Below are 21326 nucleotides of genomic sequence, written 5' to 3'. Positions count from 1 at the left end.
AACAAAAAGTTTACCTTAGGAAACTTTTTAAACTCAAACTAAAAATATAGAGATGAGGTAACTTTTATGGTATCGGCTAATATAAAACCACTTTCCGAATTTAAAATAGGAGAGTTTGTACAAATTGAGAAGATACAATTAGAAGGAACTATGAAACGACGCTTATTAGATTTGGGATTTATCCCGGGGGCGACGATTAAAGTATTGCAACGCAGTCCACTTGGAGATCCGGTCGCTTATCAAGTGAGTAACACAACTATTGCACTGCGTAAAGAAGAAAGCTCCCTTATTTTCGGGGTATTAATAGGAGATGATTTCAGATGAGCAAACATCGTATCGCTTTAGCTGGTAACCCGAATACAGGGAAAAGTACATTATTTAATACTTTAACAGGCTTAAAACAACATACTGGAAACTGGACGGGAAAAACTGTTTTAAAAGCTGAAGGAGAATATGAACATAACGGAAGTAATTATACACTAATAGATTTACCTGGAACCTACTCACTATACTCAAATTCCGCAGACGAAGAAGTAGCGAGGGATTATATTATATTTGAAAAACCAGAAGTAACTGTAGTTGTTATAGACGCAACTGCTATGGAAAGAAATTTAAATTTAGCACTTCAAGTGATGGAGATGACAAACAATGTAGTCATTTGCATTAACTTAATTGATGAAGCCGAGAAAAAAGGGATTGTTATCGATGAAAAGAAATTAGCAAAATCACTTGGTGTACCTGTCGTTAAAATTTCAGCACGTAACCGAGTAGGTATTGGTCATTTGCTAAATGTTATTGCAAAAATAGCAAATAAAAAACTAATTCCAACACCAATTAAAATTACTTACAGCGAAAAAATCGAAAATATGATTCAGGAATTAGAACCACAAATTTATAAAGTGTTCGGTGATACGTATCCAGCACGTTGGATTGCGTTACGTATATTAGATGGAGATAAAAATTTCTTAACTACACTTCAAAAACACCATAATGAACCACTTGTAAGGGAGGTCGTAATTAATGGAATCTCACTCAGCCAGTAAAGCTCTTCCATTAGACTATATTATTCAACATGCACAAACACTTTCAAAAGAAGATATACGAGATGATATAGTCGGAGATATTTACCGAACATCTGCAAGCATATGTAAAGAATCTGTCCAATATACAAATACTGATAAATTATATCGTTCCGAAAAACTAGATAAAATTTTCACATCTCCAATCTGGGGATTCCCAATTATGCTCGGTATTTTATCTATTATTTTTTATCTTACAATTGCAGGCGCTAACGTACCATCTGATATGATTGCCGAATTCTTCGGATGGGCCGAAGGATATTTAACATCTTGGTTCCAAGCAGCGCATGCACCTGAATGGTTACATGGCATTTTAATACTTGGTTTGTTCCGTGGTATCGGTGCTGTTATTAGCGTTATGTTACCACCTATGGCAATCTTTTTCCCTATGTTCGCGCTATTAGAAAACTATGGATACTTACCACGTGTCGCGTTTAATATGGACCGCTTATTCAAACGATCCGGTGCACACGGGAAACAATCTTTAACAATGGCAATGGGATTTGGTTGTAATGCAGCAGCCATTATGTCAACACGTATCATTGAATCACCACGTGAACGTATGCTAGCAATTTTAACGAACAACTTCGTTCCTTGTAACGGTCGCTGGCCTATGTTAATTTTAATGGCTTCACTATTTATGGCTGCTGGTTATACAGGCAGTATGCAAACATTGGTTACTGCTGGCGTTGTAGTTGGAATGGTTGTACTTGGTGTTATTATGACATTAACTGTTTCTTGGGTACTATCAAAAACAGCCTTAAAAGGGGTTCCAACTCACTACACACTTGAGTTACCTCCGTACCGCAAGCCAAAAGTTTGGAATACAATTGTTCGCGCAACACTCGATAAATCAATCTACGTTTTAAAACGAGCTATAGTTGTTGCTGCCCCTGCAGCTGCATTAACTTGGTTACTTGCTAACATTTTTATCGGTGACACAAGCTTACTTATGTATTTTGTAAATTTCCTAGATCCATTTGCTAAAATGTTAGGACTTGACGGGTTTATTCTAGCTGCATTCATTCTTGGACTACCTGCTAATGAAATTGTAATCCCAATTTTATTAATGTCTTACTTATCAACTGGGGCTTTAACTGAAATAGATGATTTTAATCAAATTAAAAATCTATTCCTAGAAAATGGTTGGACTTGGTTAACAGCGTTAAACACAATGTTGTTCTCACTTCTTCATTTCCCGTGCGGAACAACACTGGTTAACATATACAAAGAAACAAAAAGTGCAAAATGGACATTCTTATCGTTTGCAATCCCTACCGTTATCGCCATTGTTGTTACATTCCTCTCTACACAATTGGTACATTGGTTAGGGCTTGTATAAAACAAAGCATACATAGAAGGCATCCCCCTTCACATATGCTTTGTCCGAAAGAAACCTGAAAATCATTCAGGTTTCTTTTTTTGCACATCAGTATTCCACGGCTGCGCTCCATACGTTGTGAGTTTTTTATGAATGAAATATATAGCCCCCGGCAGCACCGCCATTAATATCGTGCAACTAATTCCTAATCCAGTAAACAACTTTCATCACCTTATTTCACTCTTTTCGGTAAAGCTGAACCTGAATGTTCAATTGTTGGATGAACGTGAACAGTAATTTCAGCATTACTAAAGTAATTTTCGCCTTGATCCCAATTCTTACTTATTTTTGTCCATTCTTTATAATTATGTCTCTTATACACTTCCCCTAACTCTAATACATCTACCTTATATTTTTTTTGAACAAGCTTAATCGATTTTTGAATACGCTCCTCCATTTCTTCCGATATATCCTTCTCTAAACGTTTTTCATTCAAAACCTTTTTATGATCACTAAAGTGCAACTCAGCTATTGTACCTTCCAGAAATAAATGAATATTAAATTTCGGTTTTGTAGCATTCGTTGTGGATACTTTAGTTTTTCGACGTAACTTATGAATTTCATATGTAATAAGTTGATCCTTTTTACGAATGGTAAAAAAACCTCCAATTTTTTTACCTATTATATAATTCATCCCTAATGTTTCTTCCCCACTCAAATTGCCTACACACTTATTATCCTTTCCACGAAACAATGCTGCACCGTTCATTTGTACCCCTTGTTTTGTTAGTTCAAGAATAGGTAATACAAAACTTCGGTTAGAGATCATCTTTTCCTGCACCTCACCAATTCTTGCAGCCTCAATCATTTGGGCATTTTTTGGAGGGTGTTCAGCTAACATATCAATATACTGCGCCGGTAAATTTTCAGGCTTGGCACTTTGTTTTAAAATAGCTTCGGCATTTTTATTAGAAACGAACAAACGAATATTTCTTCTCATCTCATGATCGCGAATATATACATCTAACGTATTTTGCAAAATGTATGGATGTGAAAGTAATTCTTCAGAGAAAATAATCACTTGTATATGAGGGAAAAATAATGTACGACTAATTTTTTTGGCGATTATTCTTATTTGTTCAAATACACTATCTGCTTTTGCACTAACATTAATATAATTTTCGCTATCCCCACCCCCTTGTCCACCCTGTTGAGACAATTTACTAGGGAGTACCATCTGATAGGTTCCTTTCATAATTGGATTCGCTTTCTTCTCCTTTACGATATCGTAAGCCGCTCCTACTACAAATCCTCTTTCTTCTATCTCTTCTAACTCAGAACACCCACTCATAAATCCAGTTAAAGCCATAACCATTATAATTTTAAGAAGGTGTTTCATTTCCACCATTCCTTCTTTTTATTTTATATACAATTAAAACGAGCAAAGGCGCTAAGACAACAAACCCCATATCTATCCAAGCTAAATAAGTCCCATAACTTGATAAAGCATTCAAACTACTAGGTATCATATTCACCATAAAAATAATAGGGGCACTTACGAAAATAAAAATATGTTTCTTCACTTTCGGAAACATAGCACAAAACAATAAAGATGCGACATCATAATACATTGCTGTAGTGTTATAAATAGTAATAATCCAAGTCGTAAAAAAAATCGCATCAAACCTTTCTAAAAATCCTCCACCAATTTCAATTTCTTTCCCTAATTCAATTGTTGGATATGTCAATCCACGTGTTGTCATATAAGTAAAAACACTAATACAAGTTACATAAATTAAAATGTATGACAGCACGTTTACCATCACCGCTTTCGCGACTGCCATTGGCGCTTTTTTCGCTGTCTTATCATTCAGCAAAACCGCATAAAATAACGCTACTTCAAATCCAATAAACGTAAAAATAGAATTTTTAACTCCAACAGCATATTGACTTACTTTCGTTTGAAAAGCTGGTAGTAAATTATTTATTTCCATTAAATTTATATTCAATAAAGAAAGAAGTACTATCGCAATTAAAACAATAGGTAAGAATAAAACATTTAACCTTAATAAGGCTGCTCTTGATCCTGCTATTCCATAAATAACAACTAATAAGAAGAAGAAAGACAGTAGTTGTATTGGTGTATCACTAAATAAATACGTTTGAGAAATAACTGAAATCATTCGCGATTCATATGCTGTCAAAGCAGCAAACGTTAATACTAAAATACTACTAATTGTGTATGCAACAGGCTTCGTCAAATGCGCACTCGTATATTGAACAAAATTTTGTTTTGGAAATAAGATAGCCACTCTCGTCACAAACCAACCTAAAACCGCGCAGATCAATCCACCCAAAAGCAAGATAATCCAACCGTCCGAAAATAAAGTTTGGTTAGCGATATCTCTTGGCATAGACAATGCCCCTATACCAATAATGGTCGATGATACCGCAAACCCAATTTCACGAGATCCAATCTCTTCATCGCCATACTCAAATGGTTTCACTTATTTTCGCTCCTTTGGACGTATTGTAGAATCTTTTGTTTGTAAGTACTCTGGTCTATCTTTCAACATCGATTTTGGCATGCGAATAAATTCTTCTTTCCAATCTTTATAAAATGCAGGAGCAATTGGAGTTGTATACGGTATACCAACACTTGTTAAATTTGTAATATGAATAGCAAGTGCGATCAGAGCTAGAATGATCCCATACAGCCCAAAAGCCGTTGCAGCTAATACAAAGACGAAAAGTAAAATTCGGAACGTAATCGTAATACTATATACAGGAAGCGAAAACGTAGCAATCGCAGTAACTGCAATAATAATAACTAAAAACGGATTTACAATCCCTGCATTTACCGCAGCTTCTCCAATTACAAGACCTCCTACAATCCCTATCGTTTGTCCCATCGGTTTCGGCAATCGGATTCCAGCTTCTCGTATTAATTCCATAGTCAAGGCCATCATTAACGTTTCAATATATGCAGGAAACGGAACACCTTCCCTCGCACCTGCAATTGAATAAGCCAGTTTAGAAGGAATAAGTCCTTGATGATAAGATACAAGTGCTACATACATAGCTGGTAACAAAACCGCAATTATGCCTGAACCCATACGTAAAAATCTTAATAACGTTCCAATCACCCAGCGCTCGTAATGATCTTCTACAGATTGAAAAATATCAACAAACACAAGTGGTGCAATAAGAGCAAACGGGGATCCGTCTACTAAAATGGCCGCCTTCCCTTTCGCTAATGAGGCTATAATATTATCAGGCCTCTCTGTATTCAAAAACTGTGGAAATGGGGATAAATTATTATCCTGAATTAATTGTTCAATCGTACCTGTTTCCAAAACGACATCTGTCACTATTGATTGAAGACGGCGATCTAACTCTTTTACAATGTGAGGATTAATAATATCTTCTATATATACTAGGGTTACTTCTTTCTGCGATCGCTTCCCCATAATATAAGATTGGAACCTCAACTTTGGATCGCGTAAACTGCGTCGGATTAACATTTTATTCACATTAATATCTTCATTTAATCCAACTCTCGGTCCGCGTATTAAATCTTCTGTCACTGGTGGTTCTAAACTTCGCTTCTCCCAGGCCCTACTATTAATAACGATAGCGGTTTGAATATTATCAATTAATATAACTGTATCTCCCGCTAATATCGCATTCATAATATCTGGAAACTTCGTCTTTACACCCACTTCTGCGATAGAAATAAAACGATCCAATAACGTTTGAACAACAGCTTCCTCATTTATAATTTCTTCGTATTGCAGTGTGCGAATGACATATTTATAAACATTATCCTTATCTGTCAATCCACATAAAAACACAACCGCACAACGTGTAAAACTCCCAGCAAGAGCAACTTCTCTAATTGTTAAATCATTAGGTGAACCTAACTCATCCCTAATTTCTTTCATAACTTCAAATAAGTTACCTTCAAGCTCTAACAATTTCCCCACCTAGCTTCCTTTTCAACAAGTTTTTAGTTAGATTCCGCTAATAGAAGGAAATATATACAAAAAAAGAGCTATCTCTTTTCAAAGATAGCTCTAATAAAGTAAAACTTTAATCAACCCTCACCAATCGGGCTTTTACGGACAGTTTAATCCCCACCTAACTTCTTTGCTTCCGCTGAATTTTGAGGTGGGGGTCTTACTGCCCGTTAATGCAGGATAAACGAATTACTTTTCTACTATTATAGTGTTTTTCTTTATAAATACACCTTTTGTAAATCCACTAACTACAAACATCACAATTATATTAATTAACAATGCGACTATACCTACATTCAAATCTTTTATATACTGCGGGAAACTCGGAAACATCGTGGCTATAGTTGAACCAGATAAGGTAATATATGCGACCACTAATAGCCCAACTCCCATTCCTGCAATCGCCCCTTGCTTCGTAATAATTTGACGTGGAAACAAGCTACATACAAGTGCAGGGAAAAGTTGTGTAACGATACTGTATCCCATTAATAGAAGTGCTCCTATTGTTTCTCCTCCTTTAAATGTAAATAAAACTGCCACGAGCGTTACTACAGGCACAAATAATTTTGCCATCTTAGCAACTTGTCTATCTGAAGCAGACGGGACTATCGTTCGGTAAATATTTTTTGCTAACAGTGTAGAAGCCGCCATAACAAGCATAGACCCTGGAACCAATGCCGTTAATACTCCCGCACTACCAATAATTCCAATAAACCAAGGATCAAAAGTTTGTAAAGCAAGACGGAATAACGAAAGATCTACATCCGCTCCCTTTAACCCAGGAACTTGCAATATAGCAGCAAATCCTGCAAAAAATACGAAAAGTAAAACTAAAGAATACAATGGCATAATTGCTGCATTTTTACGAAATACTTTTTCATTTTTTGCAGAAAAAGCAGAAGCAAATGTATGAGGCCACATATAAAAACCGAGGGCCGTTAATATAATAGTAGAAACAAACCAAGAAATACTCATTCCTTCTTCAGGTAAAGATAAAAATCCCGGTTTCGCTGCCTCTACAGCCTCAAACATCGGCTGAAATCCTCCATAATAATGATACGGCAAATATATACCTAAAAACATAACGATAAACAGTATCATAATATCCTTCAAAGCAGCCGTCCAAGCCGAACCATGTATACCTGAAACCATTACATATATAGTTATAACAATAGCACCGATCCATACTGCAACAACAGGTGACACCCTTCCGTAAGAAGCTTCTGAAACGATAATTCCCAGTCCTTTTAACTGTAAAACAAGATATGGGATGATGGAAACAACACCAACAATCGAAACAATAAGTCCAAGCGCTTTACTTCTATATTTCTTCGCAAAAAAATCTGACTGTGAAACAAGGTTATGCTCTTTCGCATACTTCCAAATGGGTGGCAATAAAAAATACGATAAAAGATAAGCTAAAGCACCATATCCCAAAATATAAAAGGTAGGTGCTCCTTTACTATACGCCCAGCCGCTTCCCCCTAAAAATGTAAACGTCGTATAAATTTCACCTGCCATAAGGAGAAAAACAAAAATAGTGCCAAATCCTCTTCCTCCAACTGACCATTGTTCTAAATTCATATCTTTTCCATGTTGTGCCCGAATCCCTAAAAATAGTGCGAGAAACAAAAATAAAATAATGATAAGTAATGCAGTCATTTTACATCCTCCTTATTAGCAGGATCAAACACGTACACAAGCCCCATACAAAAAGATGTAATAAACACTGATAATAATACCCAAAATAATAAAAATGGCATCCCTAATACGTAAGGAGTAACTGAATTCGCAAATATTGGCCCAACTACTAAACAAAGAACTGGGATAAGCGCTAGAATGTGTATTTTCTTCATCTCATTCTCCTTTACTTATAAAGTTCATAATGGCTGATACAAAGACTTCCACTCCAATCGGTAATGCATCTTCGTCAATCGTAAAACGAGGGTGATGGTGAGGATATATAATACCTTTCTCTTTATTTCCCGCTCCGATAAAAAAGAATGTCCCCGGTGCCTTTTGTAAAAACGCTGAAAAATCTTCTCCAGCCATCGTCGGCTGTAAACGAACAACTCTATCCCTTCCATAAAGTTGTAATGCCGTTTGTTCAATAAGCTCTGTAGCTTCATAATCATTTACAACTGGTCGATATCCATATTCATATGAAAATGTATATTTCGCTCCGTAAGATTCCGTAATATGCTTCACAATCCGCTCAATCTTCTTCTCTGTTTCACCTCGTAATTCATGTCTTAAACTTCTTACTGTCCCTTCAATCTCAGCTTGCTCTGGTATTACATTATGAGTTGTCCCAGCATGAAATTGCGTAACAGATATTACGAGAGAATCTAACGGATTCGTGAGGCGAGATACAATTTGCTGAAGTTGCGAAACGACTTGTGTTCCGATTGCAATACTATCCACCGTTTCATGAGGGATTCCAGCATGTCCACCTTTTCCCTCTATCTTAATTTTAAAAACATCCGGTGCAGCCATTGCAGGACCATAAATAACACCTATTTTCCCAACCTCTAACGACGCCCAAAGGTGAGCACCAATAATATAATCCACACCTTCCATTACACCTGCAGCAACCATCTCCTCTGCACCACCAGGAAAATTCTCTTCAGCATGTTGGAATAGAAAACGAATCTCCCCTTTAATCTTCTCTCTTTCTTCTACCAACTTATGTACAACCCCAAGTAATATCGCTATATGTCCATCATGACCACATGCATGCATTACACCTTTATATGTAGAAATAAAATCAAACTCATTTTCTTCATGAATAGGAAGAGCATCCATATCGGCTCGAATCGCAACTGTTTTGCCCGGATGTTTACCTACTAGCTTTGCCATCACACTATATTTAGTCGGCCGTGACACTTCTAAATATGGGAATTTCCGAAGTATATCGAACACAAACTGCGATGTTTTCTCTTCTTGAAAAGATAACTCTGGATACTTATGAAAATGCCTTCTCCACTCAACTAACTGATTTTTTGACAAAACAAGTTCCTTTGCAACATCCATTTCTCTTCTCCCCTTCTTCACCAAGTTAAATGTTATTATAACGTGAATCGTTAACTTTTAAAAGAATCTTCTGAATTTTCAGTGTTAACAAACCAAAAAGAAAAAGCCATCCAAAAGATGACTTTTTCATTATTATAAAATAGTAATTGCTTGTTTCCCCATTTGCTCCCAAGCTTTCTCAAATTCTGTTCGCGGAACAGCCAAACGTGGATTATTTTTAAGAGGATCATTTACATATACAAAGTTTTGATCATATCCAATTACTACTGCACTATGCTCATAATATGTAATTTTCACTTCGCCTGAACTCGTATTCCATGTTTCAAAACTACTTTCAGCTAGCGGCTTAAACGTCGTATTAATAATGACCCATACCGGAGAGCCAGAACTAATTACTTTATATATATCTTGCATGTCTCTACCTGTTAAATTAATTACTTTTTCAGGAACATATTTTTCTGCTAAATCAAAGATTGGTTTATTGTATACACCATATCCAGGCTCTGCCTTTGTATAAATATTTCCCACAAATCCCTCGTAAGGATTTCCACGCAAACCATTTTGTTCAAATGGAACACGATGAATTTCACTAGCAAGTTGCATCTTATCTACTTGTACACCTTTATATTGCAGCAACATAGCTAAACTTGTCACTTCACACCCTCTGGGCAATTCTGGTAATTGTTTAATAAACGGAACATCTTCAATCATAGCTGCTTCTTTCATTTCAGATAGAAACTCTAAGCGTAGAACTTGCGCCTTTTGCATGATTTTATCTTTTCCTATAAAAAATGCAGCAGCAAGTATAATCCCAAAAACAAAAAGATATTTTAACTTTTTCATTATAAACAAAACTCCATTAATTATTATTTTACAGATACACCTCTTATCATTGTACCCTTCTTCTTACTAGTTTGCTAGAAAGATCATGTGAATTATCGCTCATAGAATTAATTATAAAAATTCTAATTATTTTTAATAAAAAGAAAAATAATTATACATTTACAGAATATTTTGTTAAAATCAAAATTGTTAACATAGTGAAGATATCACCATGTTAACAAACATTCTTAGAGTATTTAGTCATAGTTCGTTTTTTTACATACTCCATTCATTTCATAGCAAATAAACCGAGTGTGTGTTGCATCCCCCACTAATGATTAAAAACTCAGAATAAAACGAAGTTCACACATTCAAGAAAATACGGGGTGAGGGGCATATGAATCAACAAATTGAACAAACAGATTTAAAACGAACAATGAAAAGTAGACACCTATTTATGATTGCACTCGGCGGTGTTATCGGAACCGGGTTATTTATGGGATCTGGTCAAATTGTCCATAATGCCGGACCTGGTGGTGCTATTCTCGCATTTTTAGTCGGTGGATTTGTTATGTATTTAACGATGTTATGTCTTGGTGAATTATCCGTCGCTATGCCAGAAGCAGGTTCATTCCAAAGTTATGCAAGCAAATTCATTTCACCTGGTTTTGGATTTGTTGTCGGTTGGATGTATTGGTTAAATTGGGCTGTTACAGTTGGCGTAGAGTTAACAACTGTAAGTATTTTAATGAAACGCTGGTTTCCAGACGTTTCTTCCTGGATTTGGTGCGTTACATTTGCAGCAGCACTCTTCCTCGTAAACGCTTTATCAGCAAAAGCATATGCAGAAGCAGAGTTTTGGTTCGCAAGTGTAAAAGTCGCAACAATTGTTATTTTCATCGTACTTGGCGGCGCTGTTATGTTCGGTCTACTAGACTTTAATGGAAAGCCAGCTCCAATGCTTCATAATTTCACTGAAAATGGCGGGCTATTTCCAAATGGTGCATTAGCTGTTCTTCTTACGATGATTACAGTAAATTACTCCTTCCAAGGAACAGAATTAATCGGAATCGCTTCAGGCGAAAGTGAAAATCCTGAAAAAACAATTCCAAAAGCAATTAAAAACACAATTTGGCGAACTCTCTTCTTCTTCGTCTTAGCGATATCAGTTGTTGTAGGTTTACTCCCATGGCAAGAGGCTAATCTAGTCGAAAGTCCCTTTGTACTTGTATTTGATGTAGCCGGTGTCCCATATGCAGCAGACATTATGAACTTTGTTATTATTACAGCTGTATTATCCGTTGCTAACTCTGGTCTCTACGCAAATTCTCGTATGCTGTGGGCGATGGCAAAACAAGGAATGGCAAGTCCAGCATTTACGAAATTAACTAAAAAAGGTGTACCGCTAAATGCATTAATTTTCAGCCTAATTTTCGCTAGCCTGTCCTTACTAACAAGTGTATTTGCGGCAGATACTGTCTTTCTAGTTTTAACATCTATTGCAGCAATGGCTGCCGTTGTCGTTTGGATGTCAATCGCCGCTTCACAGTTTTTCTTCCGTAGAAATTTCGTGAAAAACGGTGGCAACATAAATGATTTAAAATATCGTACACCGCTCTATCCACTAGTTCCAATCGTAGCGTTTTCGCTGAATTTCATTACATTTGTTAGTTTGGCTTTCATTCCAGATCAAAGAATTGCTCTTTATTGTGGCATTCCATTTATGATTATTTGTTACATTTTATATCAAGTTAAATATAAAAAAATTGTCACACTTGAACAGCCACGAACTGTCATACAAGAAATAAACTAAATATACAAAATATTCAGCTATCTTTCTTATGATAAGATAGCTTTTTTCTATTTCTTGGATATCCTGGTATAACTTTATTTATCTTAAAATTTTCACAATCACGTTTTTCTCTGGAAAATAGTTTACAATGTAATCAAGTTACAAATGATATTCACCTTAAAAAGTGTGCATTTGTGTCTATTTTTTAACAATATATCAAAAACTATTGCCTTCTATAAATTAATAGGTTTATATTGTTTTATTGGCATAGTTTCAATCCAAGGAGAAAGGAGATTTTCAATCGTGCAACTAAAGAAAGCGTTTTGGAAGTTGGCTTCGCTTCTTCCGTTATCATTACTTCTGTTCCTCGGTGGCTGTGATAAAAAACTCGCAGTATTAAATCCGCAAGGACCTGTTGCAAAAGCACAGTATGATTTAATTGTTTGGTCATTCTTGCTTATGTCATTAATTATCGCAATTGTATTCATTCTGTTTACAGTCATCTTGATTCGTTATCGTGAAAAACCAGAGAATATGGACTATGAGCCACCTGAACAACACGGTAACACATTACTAGAAATTATTTGGACGCTTGTTCCTGTTATTATCGTTATCGCATTATCGATTCCAACAGTAAAAGCAACTTATGCTTCGGAAGAGGTTCCGAAAGAGTCCAAACATATTAAACCAGTTGAAATTTATGTTACATCTGCAAACTGGAAATGGTTATTCAGTTACCCAGAGGAAAAAATTGAAACCGTTAACTATTTAAACATCCCAGCTGGTGTACCAATTCAATTCAAACTGACTTCTGTCGGCCCAATGAATGCTTTCTGGGTACCAGAACTTGGTGGTATGAAGTACACAATGGATGGCATGATTATGGATCTTTATTTACAAGCTGATAAGCCAGGTTCTTACCTAGGCCGTAGTGCGAACTTCTCTGGTGAAGGATTCACACACATGGAGTTCGAAGTTGAAGCAAAAACTAAAGAGAAATATGACAAGTGGGTTAAAGAAGTACAAGAAACTGCTCCTAAACTAACAGAAGCTAAGTACAACGAAATTGTTAAACCTGGTGTAGTTGGTCGTATGACATTCTCTAGTCACCACTTAAGTTATGTAGATCCAAAATCACTTGAATATTGTGATTACAACTACTACAAAAACAAAAAATAATAGCTATTATTCCAACAGATTGGAGTGAACACAGTGAAGCTTGATGAATTCTTTGTCACAGGTGACCCGATTATTTACGGTGCAGACGCTTCTATCGTTCTTGTGACATTAGCAATCATTTTCGTACTAACAAAGTATAAAAAATGGAAATGGCTTTGGGACGAATGGTTAACAACTGTTGACCATAAAAAAATCGGAGCTATGTATATTATTTCTGCGGTTATCATGTTATTCCGTGGTGGTATGGATGGTTTAATGATCCGTGCACAGTTAACATTCCCAGAAACAACTTATTTAAACGCTGAACACTATAACGGGATCTTTACAACACATGGTACAGTAATGATTCTTTTCATGGCAATGCCATTCGTTATGGGATTAATGAACCTTGTAGTACCATTACAAATTGGTGCTCGTGACGTTGCATATCCGTTCTTAAATGCTTTAAGTTTCTGGTTATTCTTTGTCGGAGCAATGTTATTCAACATCGCTTTCGTAATCGGTGGTTCTCCAGACGCCGGGTGGACTTCTTACTTCCCAATGGCAGGTACAGAGTTTACTTCGGGCGTAGGAAATAACTACTACGCAATTGCATTACAGATTTCAGGTCTCGGTACGCTAATGACCGGTATTAACTTCCTTGTTACTATCTTAAAAATGCGTACACCTGGTATGACTTTAATGAGAATGCCAATGTTTACTTGGTCAATCTTAATTACAACAATTATCATTATTTTCGCTTTCCCAGTATTAACAGTTGCTCTTGCATTAATGACATTTGACCGTCTATTCGATGCTCACTTCTTTACGATGGCGAGCGGCGGTATGCCAATGTTATGGGCCAACCTGTTCTGGGTATGGGGTCACCCTGAAGTATATATCGTTATTTTACCGGCATTCGGTATTTTCTCTGAAATCATTAGTACATTCTCACGTAAACGTCTATTCGGTTACAGTGCAATGGTATACTCAATGGTTGCAATTTCTTTACTAAGTTTCGTCGTATGGCTTCACCACTTCTTCACGATGGGTGCAGGTCCAGCGGTTAACTCATTCTTCTCGATTTCGACAATGGCGATTTCGATTCCAACCGGGGTTAAGATCTTTAACTGGTTGTTTACACTGTATAAAGGACGTATTCGTTTTACAGTTCCAATGCTTTGGTCATTGGCATTTATTCCAAACTTCGTAGTCGGTGGGGTTACAGGGGTTATGCTTGGAATGGCAGCAGCTGATTATCAATACCATAACAGCTACTTCCTAATCGCTCACTTCCACTACGTATTAATCGCAGGTACAGTATTCGCTATGCTTGCTGGATTCACATTCTGGTATCCAAAAATGACTGGTCATATGTTAAATGAACGCCTAGGTAAATGGACATTCTGGATCTTTATGAGCGGATTCAACATCTGTTTCTTCCCAATGTACTTCTTAGGTTTAGACGGTATGACTCGTCGTATGTACACTTACTCTGAAAGTCTTGGATGGGGATGGCTAAACCAAATCGCATCTGTTGGTGCGGTAATGATGGGTATCGGCTTCCTACTTCTTTGCTACAACGTAATTTGGAGTGCACGTCACGGTGAACGTGACACAACTGGAGATCCATGGGATGGTCGTACACTTGAATGGGCAACTCACTCTCCTGTACAACATTACAACTTCGCGAAGCTTCCTGAAATTAAAGAAGCTGATGCTTTCTGGTACATGAAAAAACGCGGAGAAACAGTTACACCAGCAGCAGAAGATATTAAACCAATTCACATGCCAAGTAACTCTGGTGTGCCTATTATTGCGTCTGGATTCTTCGGTCTTGCAGGTTTCGCATTAGTATTTAGCTGGTTCTGGCTTGCAGCAATCGGTGGTATTGGTATTTTAGCTTGCTTAATCTATCGTTCATTCGATTATGATGAAGGCTACTATATCAGTGTTGATGAAATTAAAAAAACAGAACATATAGCATGAGAGGTGAAATGACATGGCGGCTTTAGATAAAAGCTTACCTTTGGAATATCAATCCGAACAAAGCAGATTGAATATCCTAGGATTCTGGATTTTTCTTGGGGCTGAAATTATGCTGTTCGCAACACTTTTCGCCTCTTATCTAGTCCTTGCTGGTCGTACGGCAGATGGCCCAACACCAGCGCAATTGTTTGAACTTAAAACGCTTTTAATTCAAACATTACTACTTTTAACAAGTAGTTTTACATGCGGTATCGTAATTCATGAAATGCGTAAGCATAACCAAAAAGCGATGCTTGGATGGTTCGTCCTTACATTACTTTTAGGTGCAGGTTTCCTATTCTTCGAGATCGAAGAGTTCATTATGTACATTGGTGAAGGCGCAACAATTCAAACAAGTGCTTTCTTATCTGGATTCTTCGTTCTTCTTGGAACGCATGGAGCCCACGTAACAGGCGGTATCATTTGGGCAATTTGTGTTATTATCCAAATTTTAAAACGAGGTTTAACACCAGTTACAGCTCGTAAAGTATTCATTATCAGCTTATACTGGCATTTCCTTGATCTTGTCTGGGTCTTTATTTACACACTAGTTTACTTGAACGGGATGGTGGCGTAAATGGCTCAAAACAACAATCAAGCAAACGGACATGCGCATAGCGGATTCCCTTGGTCACACGTTTTCGGATTTATTTTATCGCTTGCATTAACGTTTCTAGCGTTATACGTGGCACTTTACACAACATTGCCACTTTCAACAGTCTTAACAACTATTATCATAATGGCTGTTGCGCAAGCATTGTTACAATTAATTATGTTCATGCATTTAAAAGAAGGAGAAGGAAGAGTTCAAATTCTTACAATGATATACAGTTTCTTCGTTGCAACTGCAACAGTTGGTTTAACTGTATGGATCTTCTTCTCAATGTAATGTACATGAAAAAGACTGCTGAGATTCCTCAGCAGTCTTTTTTTATCCCCTCTATTACATCCACATTACGGAATTAACAGCATAATCATGAAAAATATACTTATTATGACAAATGTTAAGAAAAGTCTTTCTTTATGAAATCGAATCCATATGCGTTGCTTTTCTACCTATTATATGGCTAAATAGGTACTATATTTATTTGAAGGGAGAGAACGCAATGGAACATCATACTTCTGTTCTATCACTTATGGTTGTCGTTGCAATCGCGTTTTTCGTTCCCCTTTTGTTACAACGCTTTAAATTAAAAGCACTTCCTGTGGTCGTTGCAGAAATTATTGCAGGAATCTTTGTAGGTAAAAGTGGGTTTAATATTATTGAGCCAGATATATGGCTTCAAGTTTTATCAACATTAGGATTTATCTTCCTCATGTTCTTAAGCGGTTTAGAAATTGATTTTTCTATCTTTAAACAAAAAGGGAAAAAAAATACGACAAACGAACCAAATACATTTCAGGCAGCAAGCATTATCTTCTTATTTATTTTCATCTTATCTTATGCCCTATCATTACTATTCGTATGGCTAGGATTCGTAGATAATGCAATGTTCATGACTTTAATTATTTCAACTATTTCTTTAGGTGTTGTTGTACCAACATTAAAAGAGAATAACTTAGGAAAAACAGCAATTGGGCAAATCATTTTATTAGTCGCTGTTATTGCGGATTTAGTTACAATGATTTTACTCGCTGTATTCGTCGGATTAAATTCCGAAAGCGGCCAAAGCATGTGGCTTCTTCTTCTTCTATTCGGCGCTGGTATTGTTATTTACTTCGTTGCAAAACGTTTTAAAAACATTCCATACTTAGATAGTTTAAAAGCTGGTAGTGTACAAATTGATACACGAGCTGTTTTTGCACTCATTTTAATCTTAGTTGGGTTATCGGAATCTGTTGGAGCAGAAAATATTTTAGGCGCCTTCTTAGCAGGTGTACTTGTATCGTTATTATCACCAAATGAAGATATGGTGGAAAAACTTGATTCTATCGGCTACGGTTTCTTCATCCCTATTTTCTTCGTAATGGTTGGTGTAAATCTAGAGGTGTGGTCTATTTTCAAAGAACCTTCTAGCATGCTAATGATCCCAATCTTAATTGTAGGACTCTTTATTTCAAAACTCTTACCATCACTCGTCTTAAGAAAATGGTATCCACGTAATATCGTACTTGGAAGTGCAATTTTATTAACATCGACACTTTCTTTAGTTATTGCGGCTGCACAAATTGGTGAAAAACTGGAGATCATCAGTCCAAGTTTATCTGCCTCTCTTATTTTAAGCGCAGTTATTACTTGTATTTTTGCACCTATATTGTTTAAAAAAATGTTCCCAAAAGTAGAAACACCAAAACCAAAAGTAGCTATTATTGGCGCGAGCAGAATTACCCTTCCGTTATCACTAGATTTAAAACGAGAAGATTATGACGTAACGCTATATATGATGCGTCAAAACAAAATAAATGATGAAGAAGCGAAATCGCACGACTTCCCTATCGTGAAATTGGATGACATCACAATCGCATCATTAACTGAACAAACAGCATTTGATGCAGATCGCGTCGTTGTTGCAACAAGTGATGATGAACAAAACTTATTATTGGCAGAACATGCAAAAGAGCTAGGTGTTGAACATGTTATTGCAAGTGTAGAAGATCCACTTCTACAAGAAAAAGCAACGCAAGAACATATCGCTGTATTCTCAACAATTAACTCTACACGTATTTTATTACGTGCGCTTATTGATAAACCTAGTCTCGTTCGCTTAATTACAACAGCAAACGAAACAGTCCGTGAAGTTGAACTACGGAGCAATAAATATAACGGCGTTGCACTTCGTCGCCTTCCGTTTTTAGGTGATGTACTAGTCATTCAAATTTATCGTGGAAATAAAGCATTAATCCCACATGGAGATACAAGACTACAACACGGTGATACATTACTTGTAACAGGCTCAAAAGAACATATCGATACACTAAAAAACATATTAGAATAAAAAAATGCCCCTCACATAATTGAGGGGCATTTTTTCCATTTCATATGGTAAAATGTTACTATCACATATTATGGGGATGGATTACATTATGTCTATTATAACTTTAGCTCTCTTATTATTAGCCGAAATACTCGTTGCCATTATTCTCATCGGTGTTAGTATTGAGATTTGTAGTTACGGATGGAAAAAATCGAATGGAATAAAATATTCTTGCCTCCTACTTTCACTCCTTCTTGGAACTGCTAGCATACTCGGACTTCTCGCCGCACCTGCCTATTTCTTTATACAATTAACAGAAAAAGCGTTATAAGAAAGGATGTTAATATGATTACCGTGAAAAATATTGAGGGATCTGAAACTTACGTATTACGTCAAAAAATTTTACGCCCCAATCAAACATTAGCAGATTGTAAATACCCTTCCGATTATGAAACAGACACCTTCCACTTAGGCGCATTTATAAACGATGAACTAATTAGTATCGCTTCCTTCTCAAAAGAAATATATCCCGACTTACCAACGGGTATTCATTATCGTCTACGAGGAATGGCAACATTACCTGCATTTCGAAACAACCGTGCTGGAAGCTCCTTAATTCAGAAGGCGGAACAAATCTTGCAAGAACGCCAAGCAAATATATTATGGTGTAATGGCCGAATTACTGTAGCTGACTATTACAAACACTTAGGCTTTCAGGAATATGGTGAAATCTTTGAAATTGAACCGATTGGCCTTCATAAAGTACTATATAAAAGAATATGAGAAAAGCTTTCCTCAATATGGGAAAGCCTTTCTTATATTTCAATCTTCTCTTTTTATTTTTTTCATATATATGTATATAAACAAACTTGGAACTAAAAAACAAGCAAACATAATAAGTCCTGTCATACTAATTTCCTTTATCGAAATATCTGGTGTTACAACGATACAAATAGCTAAAATCCCAATAATAATACCTACCGGAATGAATAATAGCTTCATAAAATAACGACGCGACACTCCGCCCGTATGCTCATACACTTCCACTGAATTTTTCAGATTTAAAAAGTTAATAATTATTATCCCGCCCATAAATACCATTAATAAATCCGAAACACTTTCATATCCTGCCCCTTGCAAGACATAGCGGTAAAAGACGATAGCTAGTATGACGATATTTTGTAAGATGAAAGCTAATCTAATATGTTTTAACCCTTCAATCATTAAACGTTCATCTTTCACGATTTTCATCCTACCACTCCTTTTCCTCCCAAAACAAATCATTCAACGTTTTATCTACTGCATAACAAATTTTTAAACATAAATCTAAAGATGGATTGTATTTCCCCTTCTCAATTAAACTAATCGTTTGCCTTGTAACGCCTACTTTTTCTGCTAATTGTTGCTGTGTTAAATCTAATTGAACACGCGCGACTTTTATTTTACTTACAGCCATTCATGTTCCTGCTACTAAAAATATAGACAAATGTATATTCTTAGAGTATTCCTGCTTCTACGTGCCCTGCCTCGCTAATCACTTGCTACTATAGTTTGCTGTGACACTTCACAGGCGTAAATTCCGATGTAGCCCACCGTACATATATACAATCTATTTACGTTATTATTGTATATTTTTTTGCTTGTAAAAGGTTGATTGACGCATTTAAATCTCTATCTATTACATTGCCACATTCACATGTATATACTCGGTCAGACAGCTTTAAATCCGACTTTTTTTGACCGCAACATGAACACATTTTAGAAGATGGATAGAATCTGTCCACTTGCCGTAGTTCAATTCCATATTCCCTACATTTCATTAATAACCATGTTTTAAAAGCATAAAAACATTGTTGCGCTACAGCTTTAGATAGATGTTTGTTCTTCATCATACCTTTCACATTCAAATCTTCTACTACAATAAACGTTGGCTTGGTTTTCACCACATCATTTACAATAGACTTTACATACGCTAATCGAATATTTGCTAGCCTAGCATGTAGTTGTTGCACCCTAAGAATATTTTTGTTTATATTCGCTCTTTTATTAGTAACAGGTTGTTCACCTCTCTTTCTTATATTTTCAAATTTGCGTGATAAAGAGCGTTGTTCACGTTTTAACCGTTTTTCTATCTTTTTTACTTGTACTGTTTTATTTATATTTTTGTGAGTTTTTCCATCGCTACGTACAGCGAAGTCTTTAATTCCCAAATCAATTCCTAGACCTACTGTATTGAGAGTTGCATTTGGTTTTACCTCTTTCACTTCACAGAGTATAGACACATAGTATCTTCCTGCTCTTTGATATACTGTACCACTTTTTACAGTTGTATTTTTTGAAATATATCCATACTCTTTTAACCTTATCCAACCAATTGTAGGGACTTTTACTCTATGTCTTTCTACTGTCCAATCTGTTTTGTTGTTTTTCGGAAAGTAGCACTTCACATCTTGCTTCTTCTTTTTTTTATATCGTGGAAACTTAGATAAACCTTTAAAAAACCGCTTAAAAGCTTTATCTCCATTCATAATCGCTTGTTTTACCGCTTTGCTCGACACTTCTTTAATCCACTGGTCACACTCTTTTGTATGAATGTTGTTTAACCATTTGGAAAAGTCATAACCACTAAGAAATTTCCCCTCCGACTCATATACCTCTTTATTTTTAGAGATATACAGGTTATATACATATCGACACACCCCAATAGTTTGACGGATTTTACTAATTTGTTCAGTTGTCGGTTTGATTTCTATTAAATATGCTCTTTTCATAAGTCTTCATCCTCCGACATTTTCTTTTTGTATTTTCTCAACCCATATATTCTACAGCTAAATACATGAATGATAGATATTAAATCCTGAACAAGTTCTTCTTGAATACCCATATATTTCTTATACTGTTCTTCTGTATAATATCTTCTTCCTTTTGGGTTTCGGTAAGCAGGTAAAACACCTTGATTGTCCCACCTTTGCAATGTCTTAACAGAGACATTAAGCATTTCTGAAAATTCTTTCGGTTTATATTGTTTCATAATTACTTTTCACTATATATGCCTACTTTTGTCTATGTTTTTGTTTACTGTTTCTTTCTCCTCCACCCTTATTATAATATATATTCCAATAAGTAATTTATATTTTACATTACTAATTTAAGTTTCAC

The 21326-nt window shown here is 36.0% G+C and carries 23 protein-coding genes; 11 read left to right on the top strand and 12 right to left on the bottom strand.

Features of this window, described 5'->3' with window-relative positions:
* Positions 1-66: 66 nt before the first annotated feature.
* From V7S45_RS03675 to V7S45_RS03665, 3 genes are read left to right on the top strand one after another with little or no spacing between them, the layout of a single operon-like run.
* A complete protein-coding gene (locus V7S45_RS03675; protein WP_000252982.1) occupies positions 67-324 on the top strand; it encodes a FeoA family protein in 258 nt (85 codons plus the stop codon).
* Positions 321-1043: a FeoB small GTPase domain-containing protein gene (locus tag V7S45_RS03670; RefSeq protein ID WP_025687671.1), complete on the top strand. Its 723-nt coding sequence runs from the start codon at positions 321-323 to the stop codon at positions 1041-1043. The genes V7S45_RS03675 and V7S45_RS03670 overlap by 4 nt, the downstream gene beginning before the upstream one ends.
* Complete coding sequence (locus tag V7S45_RS03665) at positions 1021-2421, top strand: nucleoside recognition domain-containing protein (protein WP_000443605.1); 1401 nt, start codon at positions 1021-1023, stop codon at positions 2419-2421. The genes V7S45_RS03670 and V7S45_RS03665 overlap by 23 nt, the downstream gene beginning before the upstream one ends.
* 62 nt (positions 2422-2483) lie before the next feature.
* Here the strand turns inward: V7S45_RS03665 and V7S45_RS03660 are convergent, their stop codons facing one another.
* From V7S45_RS03660 to V7S45_RS03625, 8 genes are all read right to left on the bottom strand, one after another.
* Complete coding sequence (locus tag V7S45_RS03660; protein WP_000493991.1) at positions 2484-2621, bottom strand: hypothetical protein; 138 nt, start codon at positions 2619-2621, stop codon at positions 2484-2486.
* An 11-nt stretch (positions 2622-2632) separates the two neighbouring features.
* Positions 2633-3799: a spore germination protein GerLC gene (gene gerLC / locus V7S45_RS03655; RefSeq protein ID WP_342761657.1), complete on the bottom strand. Its 1167-nt coding sequence runs from the start codon at positions 3797-3799 to the stop codon at positions 2633-2635.
* The gene (gene gerLB, locus V7S45_RS03650; RefSeq protein WP_000802005.1) at positions 3783-4907 is read right to left on the bottom strand and encodes a spore germination protein GerLB; all 1125 of its coding nucleotides are present in this window, start codon (positions 4905-4907) and stop codon (positions 3783-3785) included. Before gerLB ends, gerLC begins: the two co-directional genes overlap by 17 nt.
* Complete coding sequence (gene gerLA / locus V7S45_RS03645; protein ID WP_002023287.1) at positions 4908-6386, bottom strand: spore germination protein GerLA; 1479 nt, start codon at positions 6384-6386, stop codon at positions 4908-4910. It abuts the gene before it with no gap.
* Between the two features lie 222 nt (positions 6387-6608).
* The gene (locus tag V7S45_RS03640; protein WP_000125937.1) at positions 6609-8081 is read right to left on the bottom strand and encodes a sodium:solute symporter; all 1473 of its coding nucleotides are present in this window, start codon (positions 8079-8081) and stop codon (positions 6609-6611) included.
* Entirely contained in the window at positions 8078-8275 is a 198-nt protein-coding gene (locus V7S45_RS03635) for a DUF3311 domain-containing protein (RefSeq protein WP_000719833.1), read from the bottom strand. Before V7S45_RS03635 ends, V7S45_RS03640 begins: the two co-directional genes overlap by 4 nt.
* Before the next feature lies 1 nt (position 8276).
* Positions 8277-9452: an amidohydrolase gene (locus V7S45_RS03630; RefSeq protein ID WP_000382128.1), complete on the bottom strand. Its 1176-nt coding sequence runs from the start codon at positions 9450-9452 to the stop codon at positions 8277-8279.
* Between the two features lie 132 nt (positions 9453-9584).
* Positions 9585-10295: a C39 family peptidase gene (locus tag V7S45_RS03625; protein WP_000734490.1), complete on the bottom strand. Its 711-nt coding sequence runs from the start codon at positions 10293-10295 to the stop codon at positions 9585-9587.
* Positions 10296-10671: 376 nt separating this feature from the next.
* Here V7S45_RS03625 and V7S45_RS03620 point away from each other — a divergent pair, with 376 nt between their 5' ends.
* The 8 genes from V7S45_RS03620 to V7S45_RS03585 all read left to right on the top strand — a co-directional run bounded on the left by V7S45_RS03620 (position 10672) and on the right by V7S45_RS03585 (position 18950).
* A complete protein-coding gene (locus V7S45_RS03620) occupies positions 10672-12087 on the top strand; it encodes an amino acid permease (protein ID WP_001075757.1) in 1416 nt (471 codons plus the stop codon).
* Between the two features lie 282 nt (positions 12088-12369).
* The gene (locus V7S45_RS03615; protein ID WP_001176165.1) at positions 12370-13245 is read left to right on the top strand and encodes a cytochrome aa3 quinol oxidase subunit II; all 876 of its coding nucleotides are present in this window, start codon (positions 12370-12372) and stop codon (positions 13243-13245) included.
* 33 nt (positions 13246-13278) lie between these two features.
* The gene (gene qoxB, locus V7S45_RS03610) at positions 13279-15213 is read left to right on the top strand and encodes a cytochrome aa3 quinol oxidase subunit I (RefSeq protein ID WP_000762366.1); all 1935 of its coding nucleotides are present in this window, start codon (positions 13279-13281) and stop codon (positions 15211-15213) included.
* A 13-nt stretch (positions 15214-15226) separates the two neighbouring features.
* Positions 15227-15829, top strand: a complete 603-nt coding sequence (gene qoxC / locus V7S45_RS03605; RefSeq protein ID WP_000729317.1) for a cytochrome aa3 quinol oxidase subunit III — start codon at positions 15227-15229, stop codon at positions 15827-15829.
* Entirely contained in the window at positions 15830-16141 is a 312-nt protein-coding gene (gene qoxD, locus V7S45_RS03600) for a cytochrome aa3 quinol oxidase subunit IV (RefSeq protein ID WP_000068425.1), read from the top strand. It begins immediately after the preceding gene.
* A 217-nt stretch (positions 16142-16358) separates the two neighbouring features.
* Positions 16359-18188: a monovalent cation:proton antiporter family protein gene (locus V7S45_RS03595; RefSeq protein WP_000399965.1), complete on the top strand. Its 1830-nt coding sequence runs from the start codon at positions 16359-16361 to the stop codon at positions 18186-18188.
* Between the two features lie 52 nt (positions 18189-18240).
* The gene (locus tag V7S45_RS03590; RefSeq protein ID WP_000926991.1) at positions 18241-18498 is read left to right on the top strand and encodes a DUF4022 family protein; all 258 of its coding nucleotides are present in this window, start codon (positions 18241-18243) and stop codon (positions 18496-18498) included.
* A gap of 14 nt (positions 18499-18512) precedes the next feature.
* Positions 18513-18950 (top strand): GNAT family N-acetyltransferase, encoded by a 438-nt coding sequence (locus tag V7S45_RS03585; RefSeq protein WP_000633767.1) that lies wholly within the window; start codon positions 18513-18515, stop codon positions 18948-18950.
* A 39-nt stretch (positions 18951-18989) separates the two neighbouring features.
* Here the strand turns inward: V7S45_RS03585 and V7S45_RS03580 are convergent, their stop codons facing one another.
* From V7S45_RS03580 to V7S45_RS03565, 4 genes are all read right to left on the bottom strand, one after another.
* A complete protein-coding gene (locus V7S45_RS03580; protein WP_000706629.1) occupies positions 18990-19418 on the bottom strand; it encodes a hypothetical protein in 429 nt (142 codons plus the stop codon).
* Position 19419: 1 nt separating this feature from the next.
* Entirely contained in the window at positions 19420-19623 is a 204-nt protein-coding gene (locus tag V7S45_RS03575; protein WP_000301183.1) for a helix-turn-helix transcriptional regulator, read from the bottom strand.
* 157 nt (positions 19624-19780) lie between these two features.
* On the bottom strand, positions 19781-20938 hold the full coding sequence (locus tag V7S45_RS03570) for an RNA-guided endonuclease TnpB family protein (protein WP_025687755.1): 1158 nt from the start codon (positions 20936-20938) through the stop codon (positions 19781-19783).
* Positions 20935-21198: a helix-turn-helix domain-containing protein gene (locus V7S45_RS03565; RefSeq protein WP_000816201.1), complete on the bottom strand. Its 264-nt coding sequence runs from the start codon at positions 21196-21198 to the stop codon at positions 20935-20937. Before V7S45_RS03565 ends, V7S45_RS03570 begins: the two co-directional genes overlap by 4 nt.
* Positions 21199-21326 lie beyond the last annotated feature (128 nt).

The organism is Bacillus sp. BR3(2024) (assembly GCF_039134555.1).
Classification (GTDB): Bacteria; Bacillota; Bacilli; order Bacillales; family Bacillaceae_G; genus Bacillus_A; species Bacillus_A cereus.
This window is presented reverse-complemented; position numbering and strand designations above follow the sequence as displayed.